This window comes from Leisingera sp. ANG-M6 (assembly GCF_000813905.1).
Lineage (GTDB): Bacteria > Pseudomonadota > Alphaproteobacteria > Rhodobacterales > Rhodobacteraceae > Leisingera.
Genome location: NZ_JWLG01000013.1, coordinates 151,668 through 172,904 on the forward strand (window position 1 = coordinate 151,668; position 21,237 = coordinate 172,904).

22 protein-coding genes and 1 tRNA gene are annotated in these 21,237 nt (G+C 60.8%); 20 read left to right on the top strand and 3 right to left on the bottom strand.

Going from position 1 to position 21,237, the window contains the following annotated elements; translation table 11 throughout:
* Positions 1–3 precede the first annotated feature (3 nt).
* The 3 genes from RA24_RS10595 (at position 4) to RA24_RS10605 (ending at position 2,924) form a co-directional block, all read left to right on the top strand.
* A complete protein-coding gene (locus RA24_RS10595) occupies positions 4–657 on the top strand; it encodes a phosphoribosylanthranilate isomerase (RefSeq protein ID WP_019298086.1) in 654 nt (217 codons plus the stop codon).
* A gap of 490 nt (positions 658–1,147) precedes the next feature.
* A complete protein-coding gene (gene trpB, locus RA24_RS10600) occupies positions 1,148–2,407 on the top strand; it encodes a tryptophan synthase subunit beta (protein WP_019297395.1) in 1,260 nt (419 codons plus the stop codon).
* Positions 2,408–2,624: 217 nt separating this feature from the next.
* Positions 2,625–2,924, top strand: a complete 300-nt coding sequence (locus RA24_RS10605; protein ID WP_152612833.1) for a hypothetical protein — start codon at positions 2,625–2,627, stop codon at positions 2,922–2,924.
* On the opposite strand, the gene RA24_RS10610 is transcribed toward RA24_RS10605, so the two are convergent.
* Together RA24_RS10610 and ychF are read right to left on the bottom strand one after the other, a co-directional pair.
* Complete coding sequence (locus RA24_RS10610) at positions 2,903–3,280, bottom strand: DUF2237 family protein (protein WP_019297394.1); 378 nt, start codon at positions 3,278–3,280, stop codon at positions 2,903–2,905. The two genes, RA24_RS10605 and RA24_RS10610, sit on opposite strands and share 22 nt — an antisense overlap.
* 150 nt (positions 3,281–3,430) lie before the next feature.
* Positions 3,431–4,528, bottom strand: a complete 1,098-nt coding sequence (gene ychF / locus RA24_RS10615) for a redox-regulated ATPase YchF (RefSeq protein WP_039191435.1) — start codon at positions 4,526–4,528, stop codon at positions 3,431–3,433.
* Between the two features lie 222 nt (positions 4,529–4,750).
* Between ychF and RA24_RS10620 the strand changes: the two genes are divergently transcribed.
* The 7 genes from RA24_RS10620 (at position 4,751) to RA24_RS10650 (ending at position 11,280) form a co-directional block, all read left to right on the top strand.
* Positions 4,751–5,248: an acyloxyacyl hydrolase gene (locus RA24_RS10620; RefSeq protein WP_039191781.1), complete on the top strand. Its 498-nt coding sequence runs from the start codon at positions 4,751–4,753 to the stop codon at positions 5,246–5,248.
* A gap of 82 nt (positions 5,249–5,330) precedes the next feature.
* The gene (gene trpA / locus RA24_RS10625) at positions 5,331–6,122 is read left to right on the top strand and encodes a tryptophan synthase subunit alpha (RefSeq protein ID WP_039151173.1); all 792 of its coding nucleotides are present in this window, start codon (positions 5,331–5,333) and stop codon (positions 6,120–6,122) included.
* Between the two features lie 140 nt (positions 6,123–6,262).
* Positions 6,263–7,429 (top strand): alpha-hydroxy acid oxidase, encoded by a 1,167-nt coding sequence (locus RA24_RS10630; protein ID WP_039191438.1) that lies wholly within the window; start codon positions 6,263–6,265, stop codon positions 7,427–7,429.
* Positions 7,430–7,553: 124 nt separating this feature from the next.
* Complete coding sequence (locus RA24_RS10635) at positions 7,554–8,195, top strand: 50S ribosomal protein L25/general stress protein Ctc (RefSeq protein WP_019297389.1); 642 nt, start codon at positions 7,554–7,556, stop codon at positions 8,193–8,195.
* A gap of 139 nt (positions 8,196–8,334) precedes the next feature.
* Positions 8,335–9,576 carry an NAD(P)/FAD-dependent oxidoreductase gene (locus RA24_RS10640; RefSeq protein WP_039191440.1) on the top strand — a complete coding sequence of 414 codons (1,242 nt, stop codon included), beginning with the start codon at positions 8,335–8,337 and terminating at the stop codon, positions 9,574–9,576.
* Positions 9,577–9,652: 76 nt separating this feature from the next.
* Positions 9,653–10,330, top strand: a complete 678-nt coding sequence (gene pth, locus RA24_RS10645; RefSeq protein WP_039191443.1) for an aminoacyl-tRNA hydrolase — start codon at positions 9,653–9,655, stop codon at positions 10,328–10,330.
* A 29-nt stretch (positions 10,331–10,359) separates the two neighbouring features.
* Positions 10,360–11,280 (top strand): nucleoside hydrolase, encoded by a 921-nt coding sequence (locus RA24_RS10650; RefSeq protein WP_039191446.1) that lies wholly within the window; start codon positions 10,360–10,362, stop codon positions 11,278–11,280.
* Between the two features lie 166 nt (positions 11,281–11,446).
* Here the strand turns inward: RA24_RS10650 and RA24_RS22910 are convergent, their stop codons facing one another.
* Positions 11,447–11,569, bottom strand: a complete 123-nt coding sequence (locus RA24_RS22910) for a hypothetical protein (RefSeq protein WP_019297385.1) — start codon at positions 11,567–11,569, stop codon at positions 11,447–11,449.
* 306 nt (positions 11,570–11,875) lie between these two features.
* Here RA24_RS22910 and RA24_RS10655 point away from each other — a divergent pair, with 306 nt between their 5' ends.
* From RA24_RS10655 to RA24_RS10700, 10 genes are all read left to right on the top strand, one after another.
* Positions 11,876–12,976, top strand: a complete 1,101-nt coding sequence (locus tag RA24_RS10655; protein WP_152612834.1) for a radical SAM protein — start codon at positions 11,876–11,878, stop codon at positions 12,974–12,976.
* Positions 12,973–14,244, top strand: a complete 1,272-nt coding sequence (locus tag RA24_RS10660; protein WP_039191449.1) for a cytochrome P450 — start codon at positions 12,973–12,975, stop codon at positions 14,242–14,244. Before RA24_RS10655 ends, RA24_RS10660 begins: the two co-directional genes overlap by 4 nt.
* On the top strand, positions 14,241–16,244 hold the full coding sequence (locus RA24_RS10665; RefSeq protein WP_052269580.1) for a carbamoyltransferase C-terminal domain-containing protein: 2,004 nt from the start codon (positions 14,241–14,243) through the stop codon (positions 16,242–16,244). The genes RA24_RS10660 and RA24_RS10665 overlap by 4 nt, the downstream gene beginning before the upstream one ends.
* Before the next feature lie 14 nt (positions 16,245–16,258).
* Positions 16,259–17,875 carry a tetratricopeptide repeat protein gene (locus RA24_RS10670; RefSeq protein ID WP_152612835.1) on the top strand — a complete coding sequence of 539 codons (1,617 nt, stop codon included), beginning with the start codon at positions 16,259–16,261 and terminating at the stop codon, positions 17,873–17,875.
* Positions 17,876–18,121: 246 nt separating this feature from the next.
* Positions 18,122–18,700 (top strand): phage tail protein, encoded by a 579-nt coding sequence (locus tag RA24_RS21980; RefSeq protein ID WP_082008995.1) that lies wholly within the window; start codon positions 18,122–18,124, stop codon positions 18,698–18,700.
* A 41-nt stretch (positions 18,701–18,741) separates the two neighbouring features.
* A complete protein-coding gene (locus RA24_RS21760; RefSeq protein WP_052254262.1) occupies positions 18,742–19,302 on the top strand; it encodes a phage tail protein in 561 nt (186 codons plus the stop codon).
* A gap of 75 nt (positions 19,303–19,377) precedes the next feature.
* Complete coding sequence (locus RA24_RS10685) at positions 19,378–19,917, top strand: phage tail protein (RefSeq protein WP_082008996.1); 540 nt, start codon at positions 19,378–19,380, stop codon at positions 19,915–19,917.
* A gap of 38 nt (positions 19,918–19,955) precedes the next feature.
* Positions 19,956–20,540, top strand: coding sequence for a GNAT family N-acetyltransferase (locus RA24_RS10690; RefSeq protein ID WP_039191456.1), 585 nt, complete (start codon positions 19,956–19,958; stop codon positions 20,538–20,540).
* An 81-nt stretch (positions 20,541–20,621) separates the two neighbouring features.
* Positions 20,622–20,906, top strand: a complete 285-nt coding sequence (locus RA24_RS10695) for a DUF6916 family protein (RefSeq protein ID WP_152612215.1) — start codon at positions 20,622–20,624, stop codon at positions 20,904–20,906.
* 202 nt (positions 20,907–21,108) lie between these two features.
* A tRNA-Ser gene (locus RA24_RS10700) sits at positions 21,109–21,198 on the top strand.
* The last annotated feature ends 39 nt before the right edge of the window (positions 21,199–21,237 follow it).

Here is a 21,237-nt window from a genome sequence, read left to right on the forward strand (position 1 = left end):
GCCATGAGCAATATCCGGGTCAAGATCTGTGGGCTCAGCGTCCCGCAGGATGTGGCTGCCGTTGCCGCTGCCGGTGCGGCCTATGCGGGTTTCGTGTTCTTCCCGAAATCGCCGCGCAATGTTTCCATCGCCCAGGCCGCTGCGCTGGCGATCGAGGCGCCTATTGGTCTGTGCAAGGTTGCACTGACGGTGAATGCCTCTGATGATGAACTGGATGCCATCACCGGCGCGGTGCCGCTCGACATGCTGCAGCTCCATGGGCGTGAAACCCCGGAACGGGTGGCAGAGGTGCGCGCCCGCTACGGGCTGCCGGTTATGAAGGCGGTGGGCATTGCGGATGCCGCCGACATTCCCCAGATCGCGCTTTATGAACAAGTGGCCGACCAGCTGTTGATCGACGCCAAGCCGCCCAAGGAGGCCGAGCTGCCCGGCGGCAACGGCCTCGCCTTTGACTGGCGGCTGCTAGCGGGGCGGAAATACTGGCAGAAACCTTGGATGCTGGCCGGCGGGCTGACACCTGAAAACGTGGCGGAGGCCATCCGCATGACCGGAGCCCGGCAAGTTGATGTCTCCTCGGGTGTCGAAAGCGCGCCGGGCGAAAAGGATGCAGGTCTGATCGAGGCCTTTACAAAGGCGGCCCACGCCGCCCGCGGCTGACGGCCTCCCCGCCGCGGGTTTCAGGATATGCCGCAAAGAGAGGGATTTGAGTATTTGGAGAAAGATGAAAACACTGGGCCTGCGCCTTCATCTTTTTATAAATACTCACAGCGCAACCGCAGCGCCCAGGGTGTTGCGCCCCCGGCGTACGATGGTCTCACGGGATCTTAAGTCCCATATGCCATGATCTTTCCTGATCGCGGTCACCGCCGGGCCTGACACCCCCGGCACTTTGGAACAGGGCCCTTTGGCAGGGGCACGCACAGACGACGTTTCGCGTGCGGGAGGAAACTCCCGTCCCGCCTCCGCCCCTTGGCGGCGCCGCCAAACTTAAACTTCCGGCCTTTTGATAGGCAGATCACAGCAGAAACCAGCAGCACACCGGCAGGGCAGGCGCCTTGGCCGGATGCAGCCGCTTGCGCAATCTCCCTTTACCAAGGCGCTGGCGCGCTATAGTCATGGCGGGCGCTGCGAAAGTGAGGGAAGAACCATGGCCGACGATCTTTTCAACAGCTTCATGAACGGTCCGGATGAACAGGGCCGTTTTGGCATCTTTGGCGGGCGTTTCGTCTCCGAAACCCTGATGCCGCTGATCCTGAGCCTTGAGGAAGAATACAACAAAGCCAAGGACGACCCCTCCTTCTGGGCCGAGATGGAAGACCTGTGGAAACACTACGTTGGCCGTCCAAGCCCGCTGTACTTCGCCGAACGCCTGACCGCGGAACTGGGCGGTGCCAAGATTTACATGAAGCGCGACGAGCTCAATCACACCGGCGCGCATAAGGTGAACAACGTGCTGGGCCAGATCCTGCTGGCACGCCGCATGGGCAAGACCCGCATCATCGCTGAAACCGGCGCCGGGCAGCACGGAGTGGCGACTGCCACCGTCTGCGCCAAGTTCGGGCTCAAGTGCATCGTCTACATGGGCGCGCACGACGTGAAGCGGCAGGCGCCCAACGTGTTCCGCATGCGCCTGCTGGGTGCTGAGGTGATCCCGGTGACGTCGGGCCGCGGCACCCTGAAGGATGCAATGAACGACGCGCTGCGCGACTGGGTAACCAACGTGCGCGACACATTCTATTGCATCGGCACAGCGGCCGGCCCGCACCCCTATCCGGCGATGGTGCGAGATTTCCAGTCGGTCATAGGCAAGGAAGTCCGCTGGCAGTTGGCTGAGCAGGAAGGCGAAGGCCGCCTGCCGGACACCGTGATTGCCGCGATCGGCGGCGGCTCCAACGCCATCGGTCTGTTCTACCCGTTCCTTGATGATGCTTCCGTCAATATCATTGGCGTCGAGGCAGGCGGCAAAGGCGTTGATGACCGGATGCAGCACTGCGCGTCCCTCACCGGCGGCCGCCCCGGCGTGCTGCATGGCAACCGCACCTACCTGCTGCAGGATGAGGATGGCCAGATCCAGGAGGGCTTCTCTATCTCCGCGGGCCTCGACTACCCGGGCATCGGGCCGGAGCATTCCTGGCTGCACGACACGGGCCGCGCCCAGTATGTCTCGATCACCGACAAGGAAGCGCTGGAGGCGTTCCAGGTCAGCTGCCGTACCGAGGGCATCATTCCGGCGCTGGAGCCCAGCCACGCGCTGGCCCATGTGATGAAGATCGCGCCGGACCTGCCGAAGGACCACATTATCGTGATGAACATGTGCGGCCGCGGCGACAAGGACGTGTTCACCGTCGCCAAACATCTGGGCTTTGACATGTCCGACACCGAAGAAGGGCGCACCTTCGAGGAGTGACCGGCTCCTTACCGGCACCGGATGTCCAGTATGAAACGGCACCTCGCCTTGGGGTGCCGTTTTTATTGCGGGCAATGTATCCGGTCGCGGCGGCCCTCTGCAGCCGTATAAACCAATGGTATAAGCGCGTTTTCAGCGTCTTTTAAACCTGCGGGTGATGGCGCTGGCCGCCGAAGCATGGCCTTTGTCCGGCACCAGCCAAAAGTCCGGTGCCGCCATGACCTTGCAATTGCCCTGCCTCAGATCAGCCTTTGATCCGCCCTCCGGCCAGGCAGGCGCATTGACGGAGCAGCTGCGGGCAGAGCTGGCCGGGCAGGGCTATGACAGCGTTGCGTTTGTACAGGACGGGCAGGATCTGCTGGTTACCGCCCGAACGGGCTGCCTGGTGCTTGCGGCGGTCTATGACCTTTCCACCGGCGCCCTGATGGCGCAGGACATCTGGCATCAGAGCGATGAGGAGGCGCTGGAAATTCTGTCTGCGTCAGGCAGTGGAGATCAGGCCGGATCGGCGGCGTAGCTTTGCAGCACGCTCAGCGGCACAATGTCGAGCGCGCGCACATGAGTGGCCTCCAGGATGACCTTGGGCGCGCAGCCCTCATCGGCGGCCTGCAGGAAGCGCGCGGCGCAGAGGCACCAGCGGTCGCCGGGCTGCAGGCCGGTAAAGCTGAACTCGGGCCGCGGCGTCGACAGGTCGTTACCAACGTATTTTGAGAACGCGAGGAACTCCGCCGTGGTCACCACGCAGACAGTGTGGCTGCCCTGGTCCTCGGCGCAGGTGTTGCAATGGCCGTCGCGGAAGAACCCGGTCACCGGGCCATTGGAGCAGAGCGCAAGCGGGCCGCCCAATACGTTGATGCTGTCGTCTTTGTCCATGGGGTGCCCCGTCCCGGATATGGTTCAGTGTAATGATAGGGCAAATCCACCGCCCGTCCCGGTATTTCCCGTGCCAGAGCAGGTCTGTCAAACGCAAGCCGCCCGTCAGCGGGGCTGACGGGCGGCTGAATAGCTTACCTGAACGCCGGATCAGGTGTTGAACAGGAAGTGCAGCACGTCGCCGTCCTTGACGACATAGCTTTTGCCTTCGGCCCGCATCTTACCGGCTTCCTTGGCGCCCTGTTCACCATTGCAGGCGATGAAATCGTCATAGGCGATGGTTTCGGCCCGGATGAAGCCCTTCTCGAAATCGCCGTGGATGACGCCTGCCGCCTGCGGTGCCGCGGTGCCGGTGCGGATAGTCCAGGCGCGTGCTTCCTTGGGGCCGACGGTAAAGTAGGTTTCCAGGTGCAGAAGTTCGTAGCCCGCGCGGATCAGACGGTCGAGGCCGGCTTCTTCCAGACCCATTTCCTCCAGGAACATTTGGGCTTCTTCTGCTTCCAGCTGGCTGATCTCTTCCTCGATCTGGGCAGAGATGATCACATGGCTGTTGCCCTGCGCCGCGGCCATTTCCGCGACCTTGGCGGAATGTTCGTTGCCTTCGACCGATTCCGCCTCGCCCACGTTGCACACGTACAGGACCGGCTTGGTGGTCAGCAGCTGCAGCATCTTCCAGGCCTTGGCGTCCTCGGCATCGACCTCGACCAGGCGGGCGGGCTTGCCGTCTTCCAGCATCGCCTGCGCGGCGGCCAGCAGACGGTCCTGCTGCTGGGCCTCCTTGTCGTTGCCCTTCAGCTTGCGCACCAGATTGGCGCGGCGCTTCTCGATGCTTTCGAGGTCCGCCAGCATCAGCTCGGTCTCGATCACCTCGGCGTCCGTGACCGGATCGACGCGGCCCTCCACATGGGTCACATCGCCGTCTTCAAAGCAGCGCAGCACATGGGCAATCGCATCGGTTTCGCGGATGTTGGCGAGGAACTGGTTGCCCAGGCCCTCACCCTTGGAGGCGCCTTTGACCAGGCCTGCGATGTCCACAAAGGTCATCCGGGTCGGGATGATCTGCTTGGAGCCGGCAATCGCCGCCAGCTTGTCCAGCCGCGCGTCCGGCACGCCGACCTCACCCACATTGGGTTCGATGGTGCAAAACGGAAAGTTGGCCGCCTGTGCAGAGGCGGTCTTGGTCAGCGCGTTGAACAGTGTCGATTTACCCACGTTGGGCAGGCCGACGATTCCCATTTTAAAGCCCATTCCGGCCTCCTGATACCACTTGGGAGCTGCTTCTAGGCAGCATTGGGGTCCCGTGCAAGCCAAGTCTGGCTGGCAGAACTGCCACAGTTGCGATCTGTGTTCCGCTTCACAGACAGTATGCACACTGATTTTTCATAACGCCCTTGGCAAAGATTTAGAGAGTTTTAGAACAAGGTTGAAAAAGGCTTGGCCAAAAGCCGTAATTTTTCCGAGGGGCTGGAAATGAAAAAGACAACGTTGCTGGCGGCCGCGGTTTCAGCGGCCATGGCACTGCCCGCTGCGGCGCAGGAAGTCGCGCTGGGGCTGGGGTATTCCGATTACCACCGCGAGACTGCGGACGACGGGGCGGTATTTACGCTGGATTACCTGCATGCGCCGTTCCATGAGCGCGGCCGTCTGTCGGCGCGGTTCGGTGCCGCGCTGGAGGTGCAGGATGCGGGCGACATTTTTGCAGGTGTCGGCATCAGCGGCGTAATAGATCTAAATAACGACTGGTTCATCGAAACCAGCGTGATGCCCGGTGCCTATCACGAGAGCTCGCGGGAGAACGACCTGGGTTCAACCTTCGAAATCCGCAGCCTGCTGGCGGTGGGCAAGCGGTTCCAGAACGGCAAGGCGGTTTCGCTGGCGATCAGCCACAAGTCCAACGCCTCCACTGCGGATGAGAACCCGGGCGTGAACTCGCTGACGCTGCGCTGGCACATTCCGCTCGGCGGCTGAGCCGGGCTGCAAAACTGCGCGGGATTGATTTCCCGCGCAACATTCGGCACACCGGGGCGGACAGTTTTCAAAAGGCCCGCCCATGACCCGTATTGATGCCAAATTCGCCGAACTGAATGCCGCCGGCAAGAAAGCCTTTGTCACCTATGTGATGGCGGGCGACCCCGACTACGAGACCTCTTTGGAGGTGGTGAAGGGGTTGCCGGACGCAGGCGTGGACATCATCGAGCTGGGCCTGCCGTTCACCGATCCGATGGCTGACGGCCCGACCATCCAGCTGGCTGGTCAGCGCGCGCTGGACGGCGGCATGACGCTGGAAAAGACGCTGCAGCTGGCTGCCGATTTCCGCAAGGGCGACGACACCACCCCGATCGTGCTGATGGGCTATTACAACCCGATCTACAGCCGCGGCGTGGAGAAGTTCCTGGAAGACGCCAAGGCCGCGGGCATCGACGGGCTGATCGTGGTCGACCTGCCGCCGGAAGAGGATGACGAGCTGTGCATCCCGGCGCAGAAGGCGGGGCTGAACTTCATCCGCTTGGCGACCCCAACCACCGACGACGCGCGCCTGCCCAAGGTGCTGCAGAACACCTCCGGCTTTGTCTATTACGTCTCGATCACCGGCATCACCGGCGCTGCTGAGGCTGAGGCCGGCGATGTTGGCCCTGAGGTTGCCCGCATCAAGGCGGCCACCGATCTGCCGGTCATCGTGGGTTTTGGCATCAACACGCCGGAGAAGGCGCAGAACATCGCGTCTATTTCGGACGGTGCGGTTGTGGGCAGTGCCATCGTCAGCCAGATCGGCGCGGGCAAATCCCCGGCAGAGGTGCTGGCATTTGTGAAGTCACTGGCGGATGGCGCCCACAAGGGCTGACACACGGACACCAACAGGTTTGGAAAACCGCGCCTTCGGGCGCGGTTTTTTGCGTTTCAGGGGTGCGGCAAACCGGGCGTTGCTTTTGCTGGCTTGAATTGGTAAAGAAATTTTACCAAATGAGATCGGGAGAGAATCCAGTGCCGGTGATCACCAATATCAACGACCTGAAGCGCATCTATGAACGCCGTGTGCCGCGGATGTTCTATGACTACGCCGAAAGCGGCAGCTGGACGGAACAGACCTTCCGCGAGAACACTTCGGACTTCGAACACATCCGCCTGCGCCAGCGGGTGGCGGTGGACATGACCGGGCGCACGACCGCGGCCCAAATGATCGGCCAGGACGTGGCGATGCCGGTGGCGCTGGCACCGGTGGGGCTGACGGGCATGCAGCATGCCGATGGCGAGATCAAGGCAGCCCGCGCGGCGGAGGAATTCGGCGTGCCATTCACCCTGTCGACCATGTCGATCAACTCGATCGAGGAGGTGGCGGAGGCGACCTCCAAGCCGTTCTGGTTCCAGCTTTACACGATGAAAGACGAGGATTACATCCGCCGCCTGATCCAGCGCGCCAAGGATGCCAAGTGCTCTGCCCTGGTGATCACGCTGGATCTGCAGATCCTGGGCCAGCGCCACAAGGATCTGAAGAACGGGTTGTCCGCGCCGCCCAAGCTGACTCCCGCCACCATTGCCAACCTGATGACCAAATGGACTTGGGGCCTGCAGATGCTGGGCGCCCAGCGGCGCAATTTCGGCAATATCGTGGGCCATGTGCAGGGGGTCTCCGACACCTCGCAGCTGGGCGCCTGGACGGCGGAGCAGTTCGACCCGGCGCTGGACTGGGGCAAGGTCGAAAAGCTGATGGAGATGTGGGGCGGCAAGGTGATCCTGAAGGGGATCCTGGACGCCGAGGACGCCAGGATGGCCGCCAAACTGGGCGCTGATGCCATCGTGGTGTCGAACCACGGCGGACGGCAGCTGGACGGGGCGCTGAGTTCGATCCGGATGCTGCCGGAAATCATGGATGCGGTGGGCAGCGATGTTGAGGTGCATCTGGACAGCGGCATCCGCTCCGGCCAGGACGTGCTGAAAGCGCTGGCGCTGGGGGCCAAGGGCACCATGATCGGGCGCGCCTTTGTCTATGGCCTGGGTGCGATGGGGCAGAAGGGCGTCACCGCGGCGCTGGAGGTGATTCGCAAGGAGCTGGACACCACCATGGCGCTCTGCGGCGAACGCTCTGTCGAGGGGCTGGGGCGCCACAATCTGCTGATCCCGGAGGATTTCGGCGGCCGCTGGCAGGAATAGTGTGCTCAGGCGGCCGGGCAGGGGCCTTTGCCCCTTCCCATGCTGCACATTCCGGTCTATAGGCACGGCTTCACGCGGGGTGACAGCCTTGGAGGCACCCCGGTTAGACATATGGAGAATTAAGATGGCAAAAGAGATTCCTGATCTCGTAGCCCAGGAACGTGCGGGGACGGGCAAGGGCGCCGCTCGCGCTGCGCGCCGCGCAGGCATGGTTCCGGGTGTGGTTTATGGCGGCGACGTGGATCCGGTCGCGATCCAGATCCCGTTCAACGAACTGCTGAAAAAGCTGAAAGCCGGCCAGTTCAAGTCCACCCTGTGGAACCTGAAAGTGGAAGGCCATGACGACGTGCGCGTGATCTGCCGTGACGTTCAGCGCGATGTGGTGAAGGACCTGCCGACCCACCTCGACCTGATGCGCCTGCGCCGCACCTCGAAGATCAACCTGTTCATCCCGGTTGAGTTCATCAACGAAGACCAGGCCCCCGGCATCAAGAAGGGCGGCATGCTGAACGTGACCCGCCCCGAGGTTGAGCTGGTTGTGACCGCTGGCGATATCCCCGAGAAGCTGGTTGTCGACATGGCCGGCCTGAACATCGGCGACGTTGTCACCATCTCGTCGATCGAGCTGCCGTCCGGCGCCAAGCCGACCATCGACCGTGACTTCGTGATTGCAAACATCGCGTCGCCCGGCGGCCTGTCCTCTTCCGACGATGAAGAAGGTGAAGGCGAAGAAGGCGAAGCAGTGGAAGCAGCTGCTGAAGAATAAGACCGGCGCCCATCGGGCAACGGTTTCACGGGCTCCCATCCGGGGGCCCGTTTTCTTTTGTGCGGCAGGCCGTTTGCCGGTGATTGACTTTTGCCCGCACCGCTGTCCCATTTCCGCCTGAGGATTGGGAGGAACGGGCATGGCGGATTACGATATTGCCATTGCAGGCGCTGGGGCCGTGGGGGTGAGCTGCGCGCTGTGGGCACAAATGCGCGGCCACAGGGTGCTGCTGATCGACCCGGAGGATCCGGGATCGGGCACCAGTTACGGCAATGCCTGCACGCTGGCGACCTATGCCTGCCTGCCGGTCAATGACCCCTCGGTGCTGACCTCGCTGCCCAGTCTGATGTTTTCCAAGGACAGCCCGCTGTCGCTGTCCTACGCCCATGCGCTGCGCAATCCGGGCTGGATGTTGTCCTTCCTTGCCAATTGTCGCACAGCCCCTTCGCGCCGGATCGCAGGTCATCTGGCGGAGCTGCTGTCGCACGCCGATGCCGGGATCAATCCGCTGATCGAGGCCGCAGGTGCGCAGGATCTGGTGGTGGAGCGCGGCCAGCTGTCTGTGTGGTCGACGGAGAAAGCCGCCAAGGCCGCAAGCGACGGGCTGGAGCGCCGCCGCGCCTTGGGGGTGCCATGGCGGGAGGTGGACCCGGAAGAGGCGCTGGAGATGGAGCCGGGGCTGCAGCTGCCCATCAGGCGCGCGGTGCATTTCCATGCAGCCCGCAGTTTGCGTGATCCGCTGGAATTCATCACCCGGATGCACCGGGCCTATACCGAATTGGGCGGCACCACCCTGCGCGCGGAGGCAGAGGCGGTCAGGGCTTCGGATACGGGTGTGGAAGTGCAGGCCGGCGGCCAGAGTCTCACCGCGGGCCATGCAGTGATAGCCAGCGGCGCGTTTTCCAAGCGGATCGCGGGGGCAGGGGCGGAGCGTCTGCCTCTGGGCACCGAGCGCGGCTACCACGTGATGTATGAAGGTGAGGCGCATAGGGTGACGCGGCCCGTGGGCTGGGGCGAGGCCGGGTTTTACGCTGTTCCCCATGCAAAAGGCCTTCGGCTGACCGGAACGGTGGAGATCGCGGCGCTGGATGCGCCCATGAACATGCGCCGTCTGGCCTATATTGCCCGCAAGGGCGCGGAGATGCTGGGGCAGCTGCCCGCACCCAGCAGCGAGTGGCTGGGCTACCGCCCGACGATGCCGGATTCGCTGCCGGTCATTGGCCGCAGCCCGCAATCGGACAGAGTGCTGTATGCCTTCGGCCATCAGCATATCGGGCTGACCCTGGGCGGCATTACCGGGCGGTTGATCACCGATCTGGCGGAAGGCCGTCAGCCGAATGTCGATCTGGCGCCTTTTGCAGCGGACCGCAGCTTTGCCTGACGCCGCGCGGCACTGGATTCCGCGGCCCAAATAGGGCATCACTCGGTTTCCTTGAAACGCAGATCGGGCAGACCCCATGAAACTCTTTGTCGGCCTTGGCAATCCCGGCCCGAAATATGAGCGCAACCGCCATAACATCGGCTTCATGGCGCTGGACCGGATTGCCGGTGATCACGGGTTTTCCCCCTGGAAGTCAAAATTCCAGGCGCTGATTAGCGAGGGCAATTTGGGCGGCGAGAAGGTGCTGCTTTTGAAGCCGCAGACCTTCATGAACCTGTCCGGCCAGTCGGTGGGGGAGGCGATGCGGTTCTACAAGCTGACTCCGGCTGATGTGGTGGTGCTGCATGACGAGCTGGACCTGGCGCCGGGCAAGGCACGCATGAAGCAGGGTGGTGGCCATGCCGGCCACAACGGGCTGCGGTCGATCCATTCGCACATCGGCGCGGACTACGCGCGGGTGCGGCTGGGGATCGGCCATCCGGGCCACAAGGATGCGGTGGCGGGGTATGTGCTGCGCGACTTCCCCAAGGCGGACGAGGGCTGGCTGGACGATCTGATGCGCGGTATTTCCGACGGCGCGGCTGAACTGGCGCGCGGCGATGGCAGCAAGTTCATGAACGCGGTTGCGCTGCGCGTTGCACCGCCGCGCAGCTCCACCAGCAAGCCCAAGGCTGAGGCGAAACAGCCCGCCAAGGAGGGGGTGGCGCCGGATACCCGCTCGCCGCTGGAAAAACTGATGGACAAGTTCAAGTAAGCTCAGGTTAAAAGCGAAGAGACAGGCAGATGGTGAAACTGATTATCGACACCGATCCGGGCATCGACGATGCCATGGCGATCTTCTATGCCGCCGCGGCCCCGGACATCGACCTGTTGGGCCTGACCACGATCTTCGGCAATGTGACCACCGCAACGGCCACCCGCAACGCGCTGCGCCTGCTGGAAGCGGCGGATCTGGACGTGCCGGTGGCGGCTGGTGCCACCACTCCGCTGGTGCTGCCGCCGTTCAAACCCTCGGCCTATGTGCATGGTGACGAAGGTTTTGGCGACATCCCGGCGGCTGAGCCCAAGGGCAAACCGCTGGAGGAGGACGCTGCGGACTTCCTTTGCCGCATGGCACGCGAGCACAAGGGCGAGCTGGTGGTTTGCCCGATCGGCCCGCTGACCAATATCGCCTTGGCGATGCAGCGTGATGCAGATTTCATTGCAAACGTGAAGGCCATCGTGGTGATGGGCGGCTCTTTGGAGGAGGGTGGTAACATCACGCCCCATGCTGAGGCCAATATCTATCACGACCCGCACGCAGCGGATGTGGTCTGCCAGGGCGGTTCCAAGGTGGTGTTTGTGGGGCTGGACGTTACCCACCGCATCCTGTGCCGGCCGGAGGATTTCGAGGCCATCGCCGCCAAATCGCCGGAGCTGGGCGGCATGCTGCAGGAGATGTCGCATTTCTATATCAAGTTCTACCGGGAGGTTGCGGGCCTTAACGGCTGCTCGCTGCATGATCCGGCGGCAGTGATTGCCTGCACCAACCCGGAGCTGTTCGGGATGCGCGATGTGGCGCTTGAGGTGTCCTGCGAGGGCGAGACTTCCGGCGCCACGGTTGCTGCGCCAGACAGCACCCGCGACCCGGTTAAGGTCTGCATGACGGTTGAAGCGGACGCGGTGAAAGCCTTGTTTCTCAAGCGCTTGGCCCTGCTGCCATAAGGGGGGGTGGCCGGGCGGCCCGGTTGTTTTCCGGGCAGCCGCACCCGGTTAGCTGACCGCGCTGAGCATTAGCCGTCTGCGTTCGCTGCCGGGGCAAGATCTCGCGCAGCCGGTCTGCATCGCCGCGCCCTGCATCCCTTCGCTTTTCATTGGCCGAAACGCATTGTCAGGTGCTGTGCGGCTTGCCCGCCTTGCGAGCCCGGGAATGGGTACCGCGGCAGGCTTCCATGGCGGTCGCGCTGGATGGCAGCTGAGCAAAGATCTCCAGCGCCTGAACCCGCTGGATCATGCGCAACGGTGATAAACCTGCCATGCTTGCTCTGCTCTGCGGACCGTTGCTGACTCGCCTTGGCAGGCCGTTGCGCCAGCGGCGCGGTCACATCATCAGTGTCGAGGCGATGGCCTTTCGCTGCAGTTGCGTCACGTTTTTTTCAGCTTTGACGAGTATTATTTCAGAATCCGATTGTGATATCGGAGTGCTATGGCATTCTTCATGTGCGGTAGTTTGGATTTGCTGGCAGACATCTTTGATTTTTGCTTGCGCCAGCTGATTTTAGCTTTTCTAAGATACATGTTCAGATTGTGAGGCGAAGGTTTGGTTGATAGGTTGTCGGTGCTGGCAGCATGCCGGCAGATTCAGGCAGAGCACCCGCACCTGCGGGAAAAGTACTCTCGTGCCAGAAAAGTCGTCCGGGCCTTCAAGTCGCCCGCATTTTATGAAGTCACCACCAAGTGCAATCTGAAGTGTGAAGGCTGCTACTATTTCGAAGGCGGGAAGACTGCGTCGATCCCTGCCAGAGATCGTATTGACGACTGGAAGAAGTTCTTCGCCGATGAAGCAGCACGCGGTGTCAGTATGGCCTATTTTGTCGGGGCCGAGCCTGCTATGGCGCCGGACCGGCTCATGGCAGCGGCTGAGCACTTCCCTTATGGAAATATCGGAACCAACGGCACGATCAGGATAGACCCAAGTGTGCAATACCGCATTGGTGTTTCGGTTTGGGCTGGCGACGACGAATCCGACAAGCAGCTGCGTGGGGGGAGTGTTTTTCGGAAAGCCCTCAGGAATTATGCGGGCGACCCGCGTGCTATCATACTGCTCACTGTGTCCAACTGGACAGTAGATCAGATCCCGCGTGTCGCTGAACTGTGCAAGGATCACGGCCTCCCGTTGACATTCAATATTTTTTCTCCAACCCATGAATTCAACCGAAAGCTGTCTATCTCAGCGCCGAACGACAGTGATTTTTTCCGGGTCAGCTCGCCGCTTTCATCACCGAAACTGGATGATGCTGCGCTGGAGCGGCTTAGGCGCGCAATGAATCAGGCGATTGAAGATTTCCCGGAGACTGTAATCTACTCAAAATCGTATAATGACTATATTTGCCAGCCGGGTGCGCGTTACGAACTTGATCCGGAAACGGGCATTGCAATGGACTGCCAATCCCGCATTCGCGAACCCATGCGGTATTTTGATGTCTCCCTCAGACCCAACCCTGTGAAGTGCGGCACGCCGGATGTCGATTGCAGAACCTGCCGCATGTACTCTGGAGGCTGGTCCTCCCAGTTCATCCCGAAGCCCAGGGATACAGCCAGCCCGGAAGCCTTTGAAGGCTGGCTGGATTCGCTTGAAACGCTTGGCCGGATTTTCCTCTATTCTCCGGCTGACGCAGGCGCCGCAAAGGCAGTCGCATGAGCTTGCAGGTTCCGGCACTGTCCTTGCCGCCGTTGGCCGAAATCCGCTGGACCTCTGCTGCGGACGCCATTCGTTTTCGCCCGCACACCCGGCCCAGGGAATTGCTGTCGCAGGGGGTTGTTCCAGTGCCGGCCGGCAGGCGGAACATTTTTCTCATTTCGGATCCCGGCACTGCAGATCGCATTCTAAGGCGGGACAGCAAGCAGTTTCCCAAAGCAACCCCGCAGTACAGGGTCGGGTATAAGGCGTTCGGCCCGGGTATCAGCGGGACGATTGGAGAGACGAACCTGCGCCAGCGAAAGGCACTCGCCCCTCTTTTCGAAGGCGCGAATCTGCGCAGGGCCGCGGAAGCGGCGCGGCTTGCGGCGGCTGATGCTGCGCACCGCTGGACAGGCACGCGTGTCGTTGATCTGCACAAGGAATCCAGCCGGCTGGCCCTGGATGTGGCCTGGAGTATCTTTCTCGGCAATGGCGAGTATGAGGGGGCAGCGCCAAGTGTGCGCGAAGCCATTGAAAAGATTGCACGGCTTCCGAAACAGGATTTCGTGGAGGCGGCATCCGTTGTCCGGGAGCTGGTAGATACCTACGTTGATACGGGCCGCTATCTGTCCGTTGATGATGAAAACCCAATGTCTAAGATCGCCTGCGCTGCAGGCTACAGCGGCTCTCCCGGGTTAAGCCAGCCGGAGGTGCGGGCGAATGCGGCGGTGCTGGCAGCGTCGGGGCATGTGACAACTGGCCTGACCCTTGGCTGGGGCCTGTGGGTGCTGGGGCAAATGCCCGCGTATCAGGCAGAGCTGCGGGACAAGCTGGAACGCAAAGGCAGTATCCGGCCCGAACTGATCGCATTGTTCAGCGAAGCGATGCGGCTCTGGACGCCAGCAGCCGAAACCATGCGGGAGAACCTGGTTCCGGTTTCAGTGGAAGGGACAACGATCCCGCCCAAGTCCCTCATTCTGGTCTCCTATTACGCCATGCACCGGCGCTCCGGTCTTTGGGCCGAGCCGAACAAGTTCGACATAACGCGCTTCAGCCGGGCGAACCTGGCAAATATTCCCAAAGGGGCCTTTCAGCCGTTTTCAGGGGGAGAATACCGGTGCCCTGGCATGTCGCTGGCATGGCAGGAGCTGATTGCAGCAAGTGAAACCTTGCTGAGGCGATGCACGATCGAAGTTGAACCTGCGTCAGCTGCGGAAGTCGGGCTGGAAGCCGGAACCTGCATTTATCCCGACCGCCCGCTGCAGGCAAAAATTTCAGGAGTAAAATGAAACACGCTTTGGCCGACGGGCACTACCTTTCTATTTACTCCGCAATCGACCCTGTTTCGGCGGCTCATGACATTTACTTGCGGCACGACCAGAGCATGGCGCTGTGGAAAAAGAGCGGGCGGACGGTCGAGCTGATCCGCTACTGGGAATTTGAACGGATTTCCGGCATCAAGCACCACAGCCTCTCCTTCGCCAGCAGGCGGGACGCAATCGCATTCATTGATGCGCAACTGGCCGACCTGGGGATGAGCAGCGCAGATCTTATCGAGATTTGGGGCACTCCGGGTTTGGAACAAATAGGTGGCCTGCGTATCAGCCCTGAAGCGCAGAGCTACCCGTATCACAGCATCGCGCATCTTTTTTCCGGTATGCTGAGCGACACAAGCGTTTTCCGGAATCAGAAGGTGCTTGCCATGGCAGTGGATGGAGCACCGGATCTGCTGTTTGAACGCGAAGCCCGCCGGAAACCCTACTACGCTGCGGCCTTCTGTGACCTGGGGCAGCCAGAGTTCTTTCCGGTTTCTTCGCCGGCAGCGCTGTGGGCCTTTTTGAAAAGCCACTACCGCATGGCTGAAGGCTCCCTGATGGCCCTGGCCAATGCCGCGACAGCACGGGCGAAAATAGAGGCCGGGCAGCTCATCGAGATACGCGACGCCGCTGAAACGGCCGCCGCCGGGCGTTGGCTCAAGGAATTGGCAGGCAGAATAGATGCTCTTGAGCCTAAGGATGAAGGAACGGGCTTCACTTGCCTTGATCCGCGCTTTTCCTTTGAAGAGAACAGGATCAGCATGGCAGCAAAGCTGGTCCAGGAAGTTTCGAACCTGATGATGCACCGGAACGTGGCCCGGGCTGTCGACCGCTTCCAGATTGACCCCAGGGAAACGGTGTTGTCGGTGTCGGGCGGATTTGCTCTGAACTGCCCTGCAACTGCCTTCCTGACCCAAAGTTTCGGGTTTCGCGGCGTCTTGCAATCGCCGCCGGTCAACGATTCCGGCTTATCTCTGGGGATCGGGCTGCACCAGTTCTTCGAGAATGATCCAGGCTTCACCTTCTCCCTTGGACATGCCTTTTACGGGCGCGGGCCTGTCCCGGCCGCCGGCTGCGGAGCCAAGGCTCAATTTTCTCCGTTCATCAAATCCAGCCGGCCGGCCGGCCCTGAAAGATTTGTGGATGACATACTGCAGGGCCCGGTTGTCCGGATAAGCGGCCCGGCGGAAATCGGTCCGAGGGCTCTTGGCAACCGCAGCCTGCTGGCAGACCCGCGGTCGGAAAAGACGCTTGGTGTCCTGAACCGCATCAAACAGCGACAGTGGTGGCGCCCTGTTGCGCCGATTGTGCTGGAAGAGGACGCTGGCGACTTTTTCGAGAATGCGGCCTGCTCGCCATACATGCTGCGGACCTTCCAGATCCGAGCCGGCAAAGCGCATCTCGTGCCGGCCATCCGGCATCTGGACGCAAGCGCTCGCGTGCAGACGGTCTCACGGAAGCAGAATGCCGAGCTGCATGCTTTTCTGACGGCTTTCAAAGAGCGAACCGGCATTCCGATGCTTTGCAATACCTCTTTGAATGACAAGGACGAACCGATCATCGACAGCCTTGCCGAAGCGATGAACTTTGCCCTGCGCAAAGGTCTGCCGGTTATCTATTCCGATGGCTGCCGTATCCGGCTGCAGGACCACTCAAATTATTCTGCGACCGGACCGCTGCCGCGCGCCGGTGCCGGTGCGCTCGTGCGTTCGAAGGCGGAAAAGACAACCTCAGGAAAGCTGTTGAACCCTTTTGGAATATCCAGGAAAGACCTGATCGTGCTCTCTTCGGTCAGTCTGATTGACGGGGTGGACCTGCAAGACCAGCAACGCGTTGAACGCCTCAGGCGGCGAGCTTTCCTGCTCGGGAAAAGACTGGACAGAACACTGGCGCTCGATTTCACGTCGGACTGGCACTCAGACCAGAGAGCCAGTGCAGACCGGGCAGCCGGTTTTGGCCCCGGCCCGGTTTGACAGAGGGCCGCGGCATGAATGAGCAGCACGCACGCAGTTTGATGCAATCCGGGAACTACCAGGGCGCCCTGTCGCTTTACGAGAGCTGGGCAGAGGAAACCGGAGCGCCGGGAAGAGCCTATCTGGGAAAAGCGCGCGCGCTTGAGCAGCTCGGGCGGATTGAGGAAGCGCTTGATGCTGCCGAGGCGGCGGGAAAACTGCTTCCGAGGAACCTGGATGGGTGGTGGATAAGGGCCCGCTGCCACAACAAGCTGGGGCAATCCGGGCAAAGCGAAGCATGCTGCCGTCAGGTGCTTGCACTGAACCCGGCCCACGCGGGGGCGGCTGCAGCGCTGGCCCGTTTATATGTGAAAGGGGATGCTGCCGAGCGCGCGATGGCAGTTGTAGCTGGTTTCCATCAGGCGGGTGGTACGGACGCCAGGGTTTCTCTTGTCCACGCCGGCATTCTGATCAGCAGGCGGGCTTACGGTGATGCCGCGGCTATTCTGCGCGGGCTTCTCGATGACGGCTTGGAGACACCGCAGCGGCAGAACGCAGTGCGGCGGCTGGCGGACCTGTATATTACCTTGAAGGATTTCCCTGCGCTGCGGGCGCTCTGTGACGGGCACGTCAAGGACGACGATGACAAGATCCGCATTGCCGTGCGCCTGTGCAAACTGCCGCCAGCGGACCTTGGAGCCAGTTTCCCGTTTTCCTTTTTCAGGGAGCTCTATGAAAACAACGCAGGCGACACGCGTGCATTCAATGCGTTCTTTATTCAAGCAAGCCTGGCTGGCGAAATTGAAGATACCCGCGGGTTGGAAATTTCGCATGCTGCCATAGCCGACACGTCGAATGGTGATATCTGCGGCCTGCTGAAGCGGCTGGAGCCGCCAGCGCCGGAAACAGCGGCCAAACCGGAAAACCTGGAATTCTGGCACCTATGCGGCCAGCCTTGCGGCAGTTTTGCGGCGTGGGCAGCCAGGGCATTGTGGAACCGGGAGGCCACAGCCGCGCTGGCACGCTACCTGGGCCCGCACCGTGGCAACCGTGCGGAGGTGATGAAGCAGCTGAACGCTCTATGCGCACAGCCGGACTTCGCCCTGCTTGCGCAGCAGCGGTCCCGCGGAAAGGGCTGTCTTGTGGCCGGATCCCACCTTGGGCCTATCCGGGCCCTGCCGCCGTTTCTGGAAGACCGCTTTGACAGTGTGGGTGTCATTAGTGACCTGCGCCGGCACCGCTCTGCTGAAGGCCAAAATGATATCTCCGTTCGTTTGAACCCCGGACGAAGCTTTCGCGAGATCGCCATGTGCCTGAAACAGAACGCCATCTTATGCTGTGCGCCCGATGGTATTTGGCCGACCGATCCGAAACGTTTCTTTGACAGTGAGTTCGGGCCTGTCGCCCTGCAAACTCTTTATGCACGCGCCCAGTACGCCAGCGGGGCATCCTGCGTCTGGGCCGAGGCGTATTGGCAGGACGGTGAAATCCGCTTTGGTTTCCGGCCAATGCCTTGCCCTCGCGCCGGCGAGGGCAGGGAGGCCTTCGTGCAAAGATGGGGCAGATCATACCTGATGCATACGGTAGAGCTTCTGAAGAACCGGCTGCCTGCATTTTACGATGGGCACCGGAGATTCCGGGAGAGGGGCTGAGTGATCCCCTCTGGGCTGACCTGGCCGGTTGGCTCAGCTTTGTACCTGTTCACCGCCCGCTGCGGCAGGTGCGGCGGGCTGTTCCTTGCTGCCGTCTGCGCTGTGGTGCGTTCAATCTTTGAGTGTTGATTATAAAGATAAATATATCTCAGGTTGTTTAAGGCGACTTTATGCAACAAAAAGGAGTTGTCATTCAGGCGTGGCACTTCGTGGGGGCTGCCAGCTTTCAACCGCTCCGAGCGGAAAATGTTTCCGGTAACTTTTGGCGAGGACACAATGGGACAACCTTTTCTTTCCCAGATATCGTTGTGGGGCTTGGATTTTGCGGTAAGGGACTGGGCATATTGCGACGGTCAAGACATTCCTATCGCTCAGAATACAGCGCTCTTTGCTTTGCTCGGAGCCCGCTACGGCGGTGATGCCCGCACGACATTCGGACTGCCCAACCTTAAGGGGCGCATGGCCTGCGGCCTTGGAAATCCTGGCGAGGACCGCGGCTCAACCGGAGGTGCAGAGACCGTAACACTCAACGCAGCCACCATGCCGCAGCACAACCACCCAGGCACCATTCTCACGGTGGCAGATACGGCAGGTACCAGCGGGCCGGCAAGCGGCCTGGTCATGGCCAAGCCTTCGGTGACACGCAGTGGGACCACCGCGGTGGGCAGTTCATTCTCCGATCAAAGCTATGTCAGCGCGGCTGTGAGCAGCGGGCTGCCTGAGACCGGAAGCATTGGTTCGGGCACTCCTTTCTCCGTCCGCAGCCCGTATCTGGCGGTGAGTTACGAAATTGCCATTGAAGGGATCTTTCCGGCCCGGGCCTAGAATTTCCCTTGTCAATCCAACCTTGTTTCAAGGAGTACATTATGGCTGAGCCCTTTATCTCCCAAATTTCCGCATTCGGGCTTGGATTCACCATCAGAGACTGGGTGCAATGCCAGGGGCAAATCCTGGCAATCTCTCAGAACCAAGCGCTGTATTCACTGATCGGCGATATCTATGGAGGCGATGGCATCAATTCCATGGGGGTGCCCAATCTGAAAGGGCGCACAGTCCTGCATTCGGGATCGGGTCCGGGTTTGACCCCGCGCCAGATCGGGTCCTTCAACAGTCTCCGGGACAGAAGCCTCACTTCGTGGGAGATGCCTGCCCATGCGCATCCGATTTCTCAAAAAGCGAAGCCGGAACCAGGCACCAGCCTGACACCGTCTACAGGGTCGGTAACCGCGATACCCGAGGGCACCTACTCCGGAGCTTCAATCATTGCCGATTGGTACGCCGAAGCGTCAAACCTGACGGACCTGTCTTCGCTGGGCTCTCCGGCAACAGCGCCGAGTGGGAACAGTGCCGCCATTCAAACAATCTCTCCCTACCAGGTTGTCATGTATGAAATGGCCCTTTTCGGGGCCTATCCGCCGCGCAGCTAGCCACCCGGTGTCTCACCCACCTATCCAACCCAGCCACCGCCCTGAGCGGGTGTTTCAAACGAGTGGAGGCAGGAAATGTCAGAACCATTTATGTCGCAGATTTCAATATTCCCTTTGACCTATGCTGTCAGGGACTGGGCTTTTTGCGACGGCCAGATTCTTGCGATCGCCCAGTATAATGCCCTCTTTTCGCTTGTCGGAAGCAGGTTTGGCGGAAACGGAGTTTCTACTTTTGGCCTTCCGGAAATGCGCGGCCGTGTGGCGGTTCACCGCAACACAAATGGGACTTATCCGCTGGGCCAAATGGCAGGATCCGAAAATCAGAAGCTGACCACGGGCAATCTTCCTCCGCACACGCACGGCAACGTGTTTTTTGCAGTAGCCGAGGATGACGGAAGCGAAAACCCGGGGCCGGGCACTGTATTGTCCATTCCCAAGGTGGGGGATGTGGCTGGCCGCGGCTATGCTGCCCCGGATGGCAGCGAGGTTACTCTCGGCAACAGCGGTAGCCGGACTGTCAGTTCAGGGCAAAGCACCCCTTTTTCTATCATGGATCCGTTCATGTGCATGAGCTACGAGATTTCGCTTAGGGGTGCATACCCTTCAAGATCCTAGCTTTTGCCCCACCATCCTGAGAAGCAAAAGGAATTCTGATGACCGCAGTGAATCCCTTAGATGTGAAAATCAGGCCCGCCCGGGCAGGAGATGAAGCGTTTCTCCAGCAGGTGCATGCGGCTGAGCGGCATTGGGAGTTTGCTCCGCTTCTCAATGCAGGAGATGAAGAAAGCTACCACAAGGTGCTTGCGCAGCAGTACGACGCCCACCACGACGTTTACTTCAACAGCTATTCCGTTGCGAAATACGGAATCATCCTGCTTTGCGGCACGCCGATCGGCCGGCTGTACCTGGACGAACGGGACAGCGAATTCCGGATTTTGGACATCGCTCTGCTGCCGCAATACCGCGGGCGCAGCATTGGCTCCATTGTCATGCATGGTGTATGTGCCGCCGCCGCTAGAAAGCATCTGCCGGTCACACTGCATGTGCATAGTCTGAACGCCGCAGCCTACCGCTTCTACTACAGGCTCGGATTTGAAGCGCAGAGCTCAAACAACCGCCATGTTCTGATGCGCTGGTTCCACCCCGACTATGAGCAGTTGGCCAGCGGCTGTTTCGTGCCGCCAGATGTAACCATTCGGCGGCTGCAGCCCCTCACAGCCAGGTCAGGACCGGTTTGACCGCGGCCAAGCCGGAATTGCCTGGCATCCACTGCATTGGCTTCAGGCCGATGCGCGAAAGCACCACCCATGGAGGTTATCATGAAAGCGATCAAGGAATTGGAACACAACGATTTTGCAGGTCTGGTTGGCGAGGCCTTTAATATCGGACATCTTGAGGCCAAACTCACTTCGATTGACATGGGGCCGGAAACACCCGCCGAATTCAGAGCGCAGTTCTCGCTGCTGTTTGAATGCCCGGAAGATTTTGTTGGCGACCACGATACGCTTGCGCTTTCCCATGAAAAAATCGGCTCCCATTCTGTCTTTATCTCAAAGGTGATGGGCGGCAACGGCAAGCCAAACCTTCAGGTCGTATTCAATTGAAGGTTTGGCTTGCGGCGGGTGAGTTCACTCGCGGGAACTTGCCATCAAACAGTGCATGCGACTGCAGGGATTTTGCACGCGAATCGCGTGCAGCCCTGCCAAAAATCCGGGAAGCGGCCTGAAATTCCATATTTTTCAGGGGCTGGAAGAAAATTGAAAAAACGCCTTGTTTCTCTGGGTTGCGGCACATATACGGGTCAGCGGAGACGTGGCCGAGTGGTCGAAGGCGCTCCCCTGCTAAGGGAGTAGGCGGGAAACCGTCTCGTGGGTTCGAATCCCATCGTCTCCGCCATCATACATTGGTAATTGATCGTTTCAGATTGCGTGCGGC

Bases quoted from the DNA above. Each gene is read 5' to 3' on its own strand.
- RA24_RS10665 (WP_052269580.1), top strand. From the start codon at position 14,241: ATGAAACACGCTTTGGCCGACGGGCACTACCTTTCTATTTACTCCGCA.
- trpB (WP_019297395.1), top strand. From the start codon at position 1,148: ATGGCCGACGATCTTTTCAACAGCTTCATGAACGGTCCGGATGAACAG.
- RA24_RS10695 (WP_152612215.1), top strand. From the start codon at position 20,622: ATGAAAGCGATCAAGGAATTGGAACACAACGATTTTGCAGGTCTGGTT.
- RA24_RS10595 (WP_019298086.1), top strand. From the start codon at position 4: ATGAGCAATATCCGGGTCAAGATCTGTGGGCTCAGCGTCCCGCAGGAT.
- RA24_RS10605 (WP_152612833.1), top strand. From the start codon at position 2,625: ATGACCTTGCAATTGCCCTGCCTCAGATCAGCCTTTGATCCGCCCTCC.
- RA24_RS21760 (WP_052254262.1), top strand. From the start codon at position 18,742: ATGGCTGAGCCCTTTATCTCCCAAATTTCCGCATTCGGGCTTGGATTC.
- RA24_RS21980 (WP_082008995.1), top strand. From the start codon at position 18,122: ATGTTTCCGGTAACTTTTGGCGAGGACACAATGGGACAACCTTTTCTT.
- RA24_RS10620 (WP_039191781.1), top strand. From the start codon at position 4,751: ATGAAAAAGACAACGTTGCTGGCGGCCGCGGTTTCAGCGGCCATGGCA.
- RA24_RS10635 (WP_019297389.1), top strand. From the start codon at position 7,554: ATGGCAAAAGAGATTCCTGATCTCGTAGCCCAGGAACGTGCGGGGACG.
- trpA (WP_039151173.1), top strand. From the start codon at position 5,331: ATGACCCGTATTGATGCCAAATTCGCCGAACTGAATGCCGCCGGCAAG.
- ychF (WP_039191435.1), bottom strand. From the start codon at position 4,528: ATGGGCTTTAAAATGGGAATCGTCGGCCTGCCCAACGTGGGTAAATCG.
- pth (WP_039191443.1), top strand. From the start codon at position 9,653: ATGAAACTCTTTGTCGGCCTTGGCAATCCCGGCCCGAAATATGAGCGC.
- RA24_RS10610 (WP_019297394.1), bottom strand. From the start codon at position 3,280: ATGGACAAAGACGACAGCATCAACGTATTGGGCGGCCCGCTTGCGCTC.
- RA24_RS10650 (WP_039191446.1), top strand. From the start codon at position 10,360: ATGGTGAAACTGATTATCGACACCGATCCGGGCATCGACGATGCCATG.
- RA24_RS10660 (WP_039191449.1), top strand. From the start codon at position 12,973: ATGAGCTTGCAGGTTCCGGCACTGTCCTTGCCGCCGTTGGCCGAAATC.
- RA24_RS10670 (WP_152612835.1), top strand. From the start codon at position 16,259: ATGAATGAGCAGCACGCACGCAGTTTGATGCAATCCGGGAACTACCAG.
- RA24_RS10640 (WP_039191440.1), top strand. From the start codon at position 8,335: ATGGCGGATTACGATATTGCCATTGCAGGCGCTGGGGCCGTGGGGGTG.
- RA24_RS10685 (WP_082008996.1), top strand. From the start codon at position 19,378: ATGTCAGAACCATTTATGTCGCAGATTTCAATATTCCCTTTGACCTAT.
- RA24_RS10690 (WP_039191456.1), top strand. From the start codon at position 19,956: ATGACCGCAGTGAATCCCTTAGATGTGAAAATCAGGCCCGCCCGGGCA.
- RA24_RS22910 (WP_019297385.1), bottom strand. From the start codon at position 11,569: ATGATCCAGCGGGTTCAGGCGCTGGAGATCTTTGCTCAGCTGCCATCC.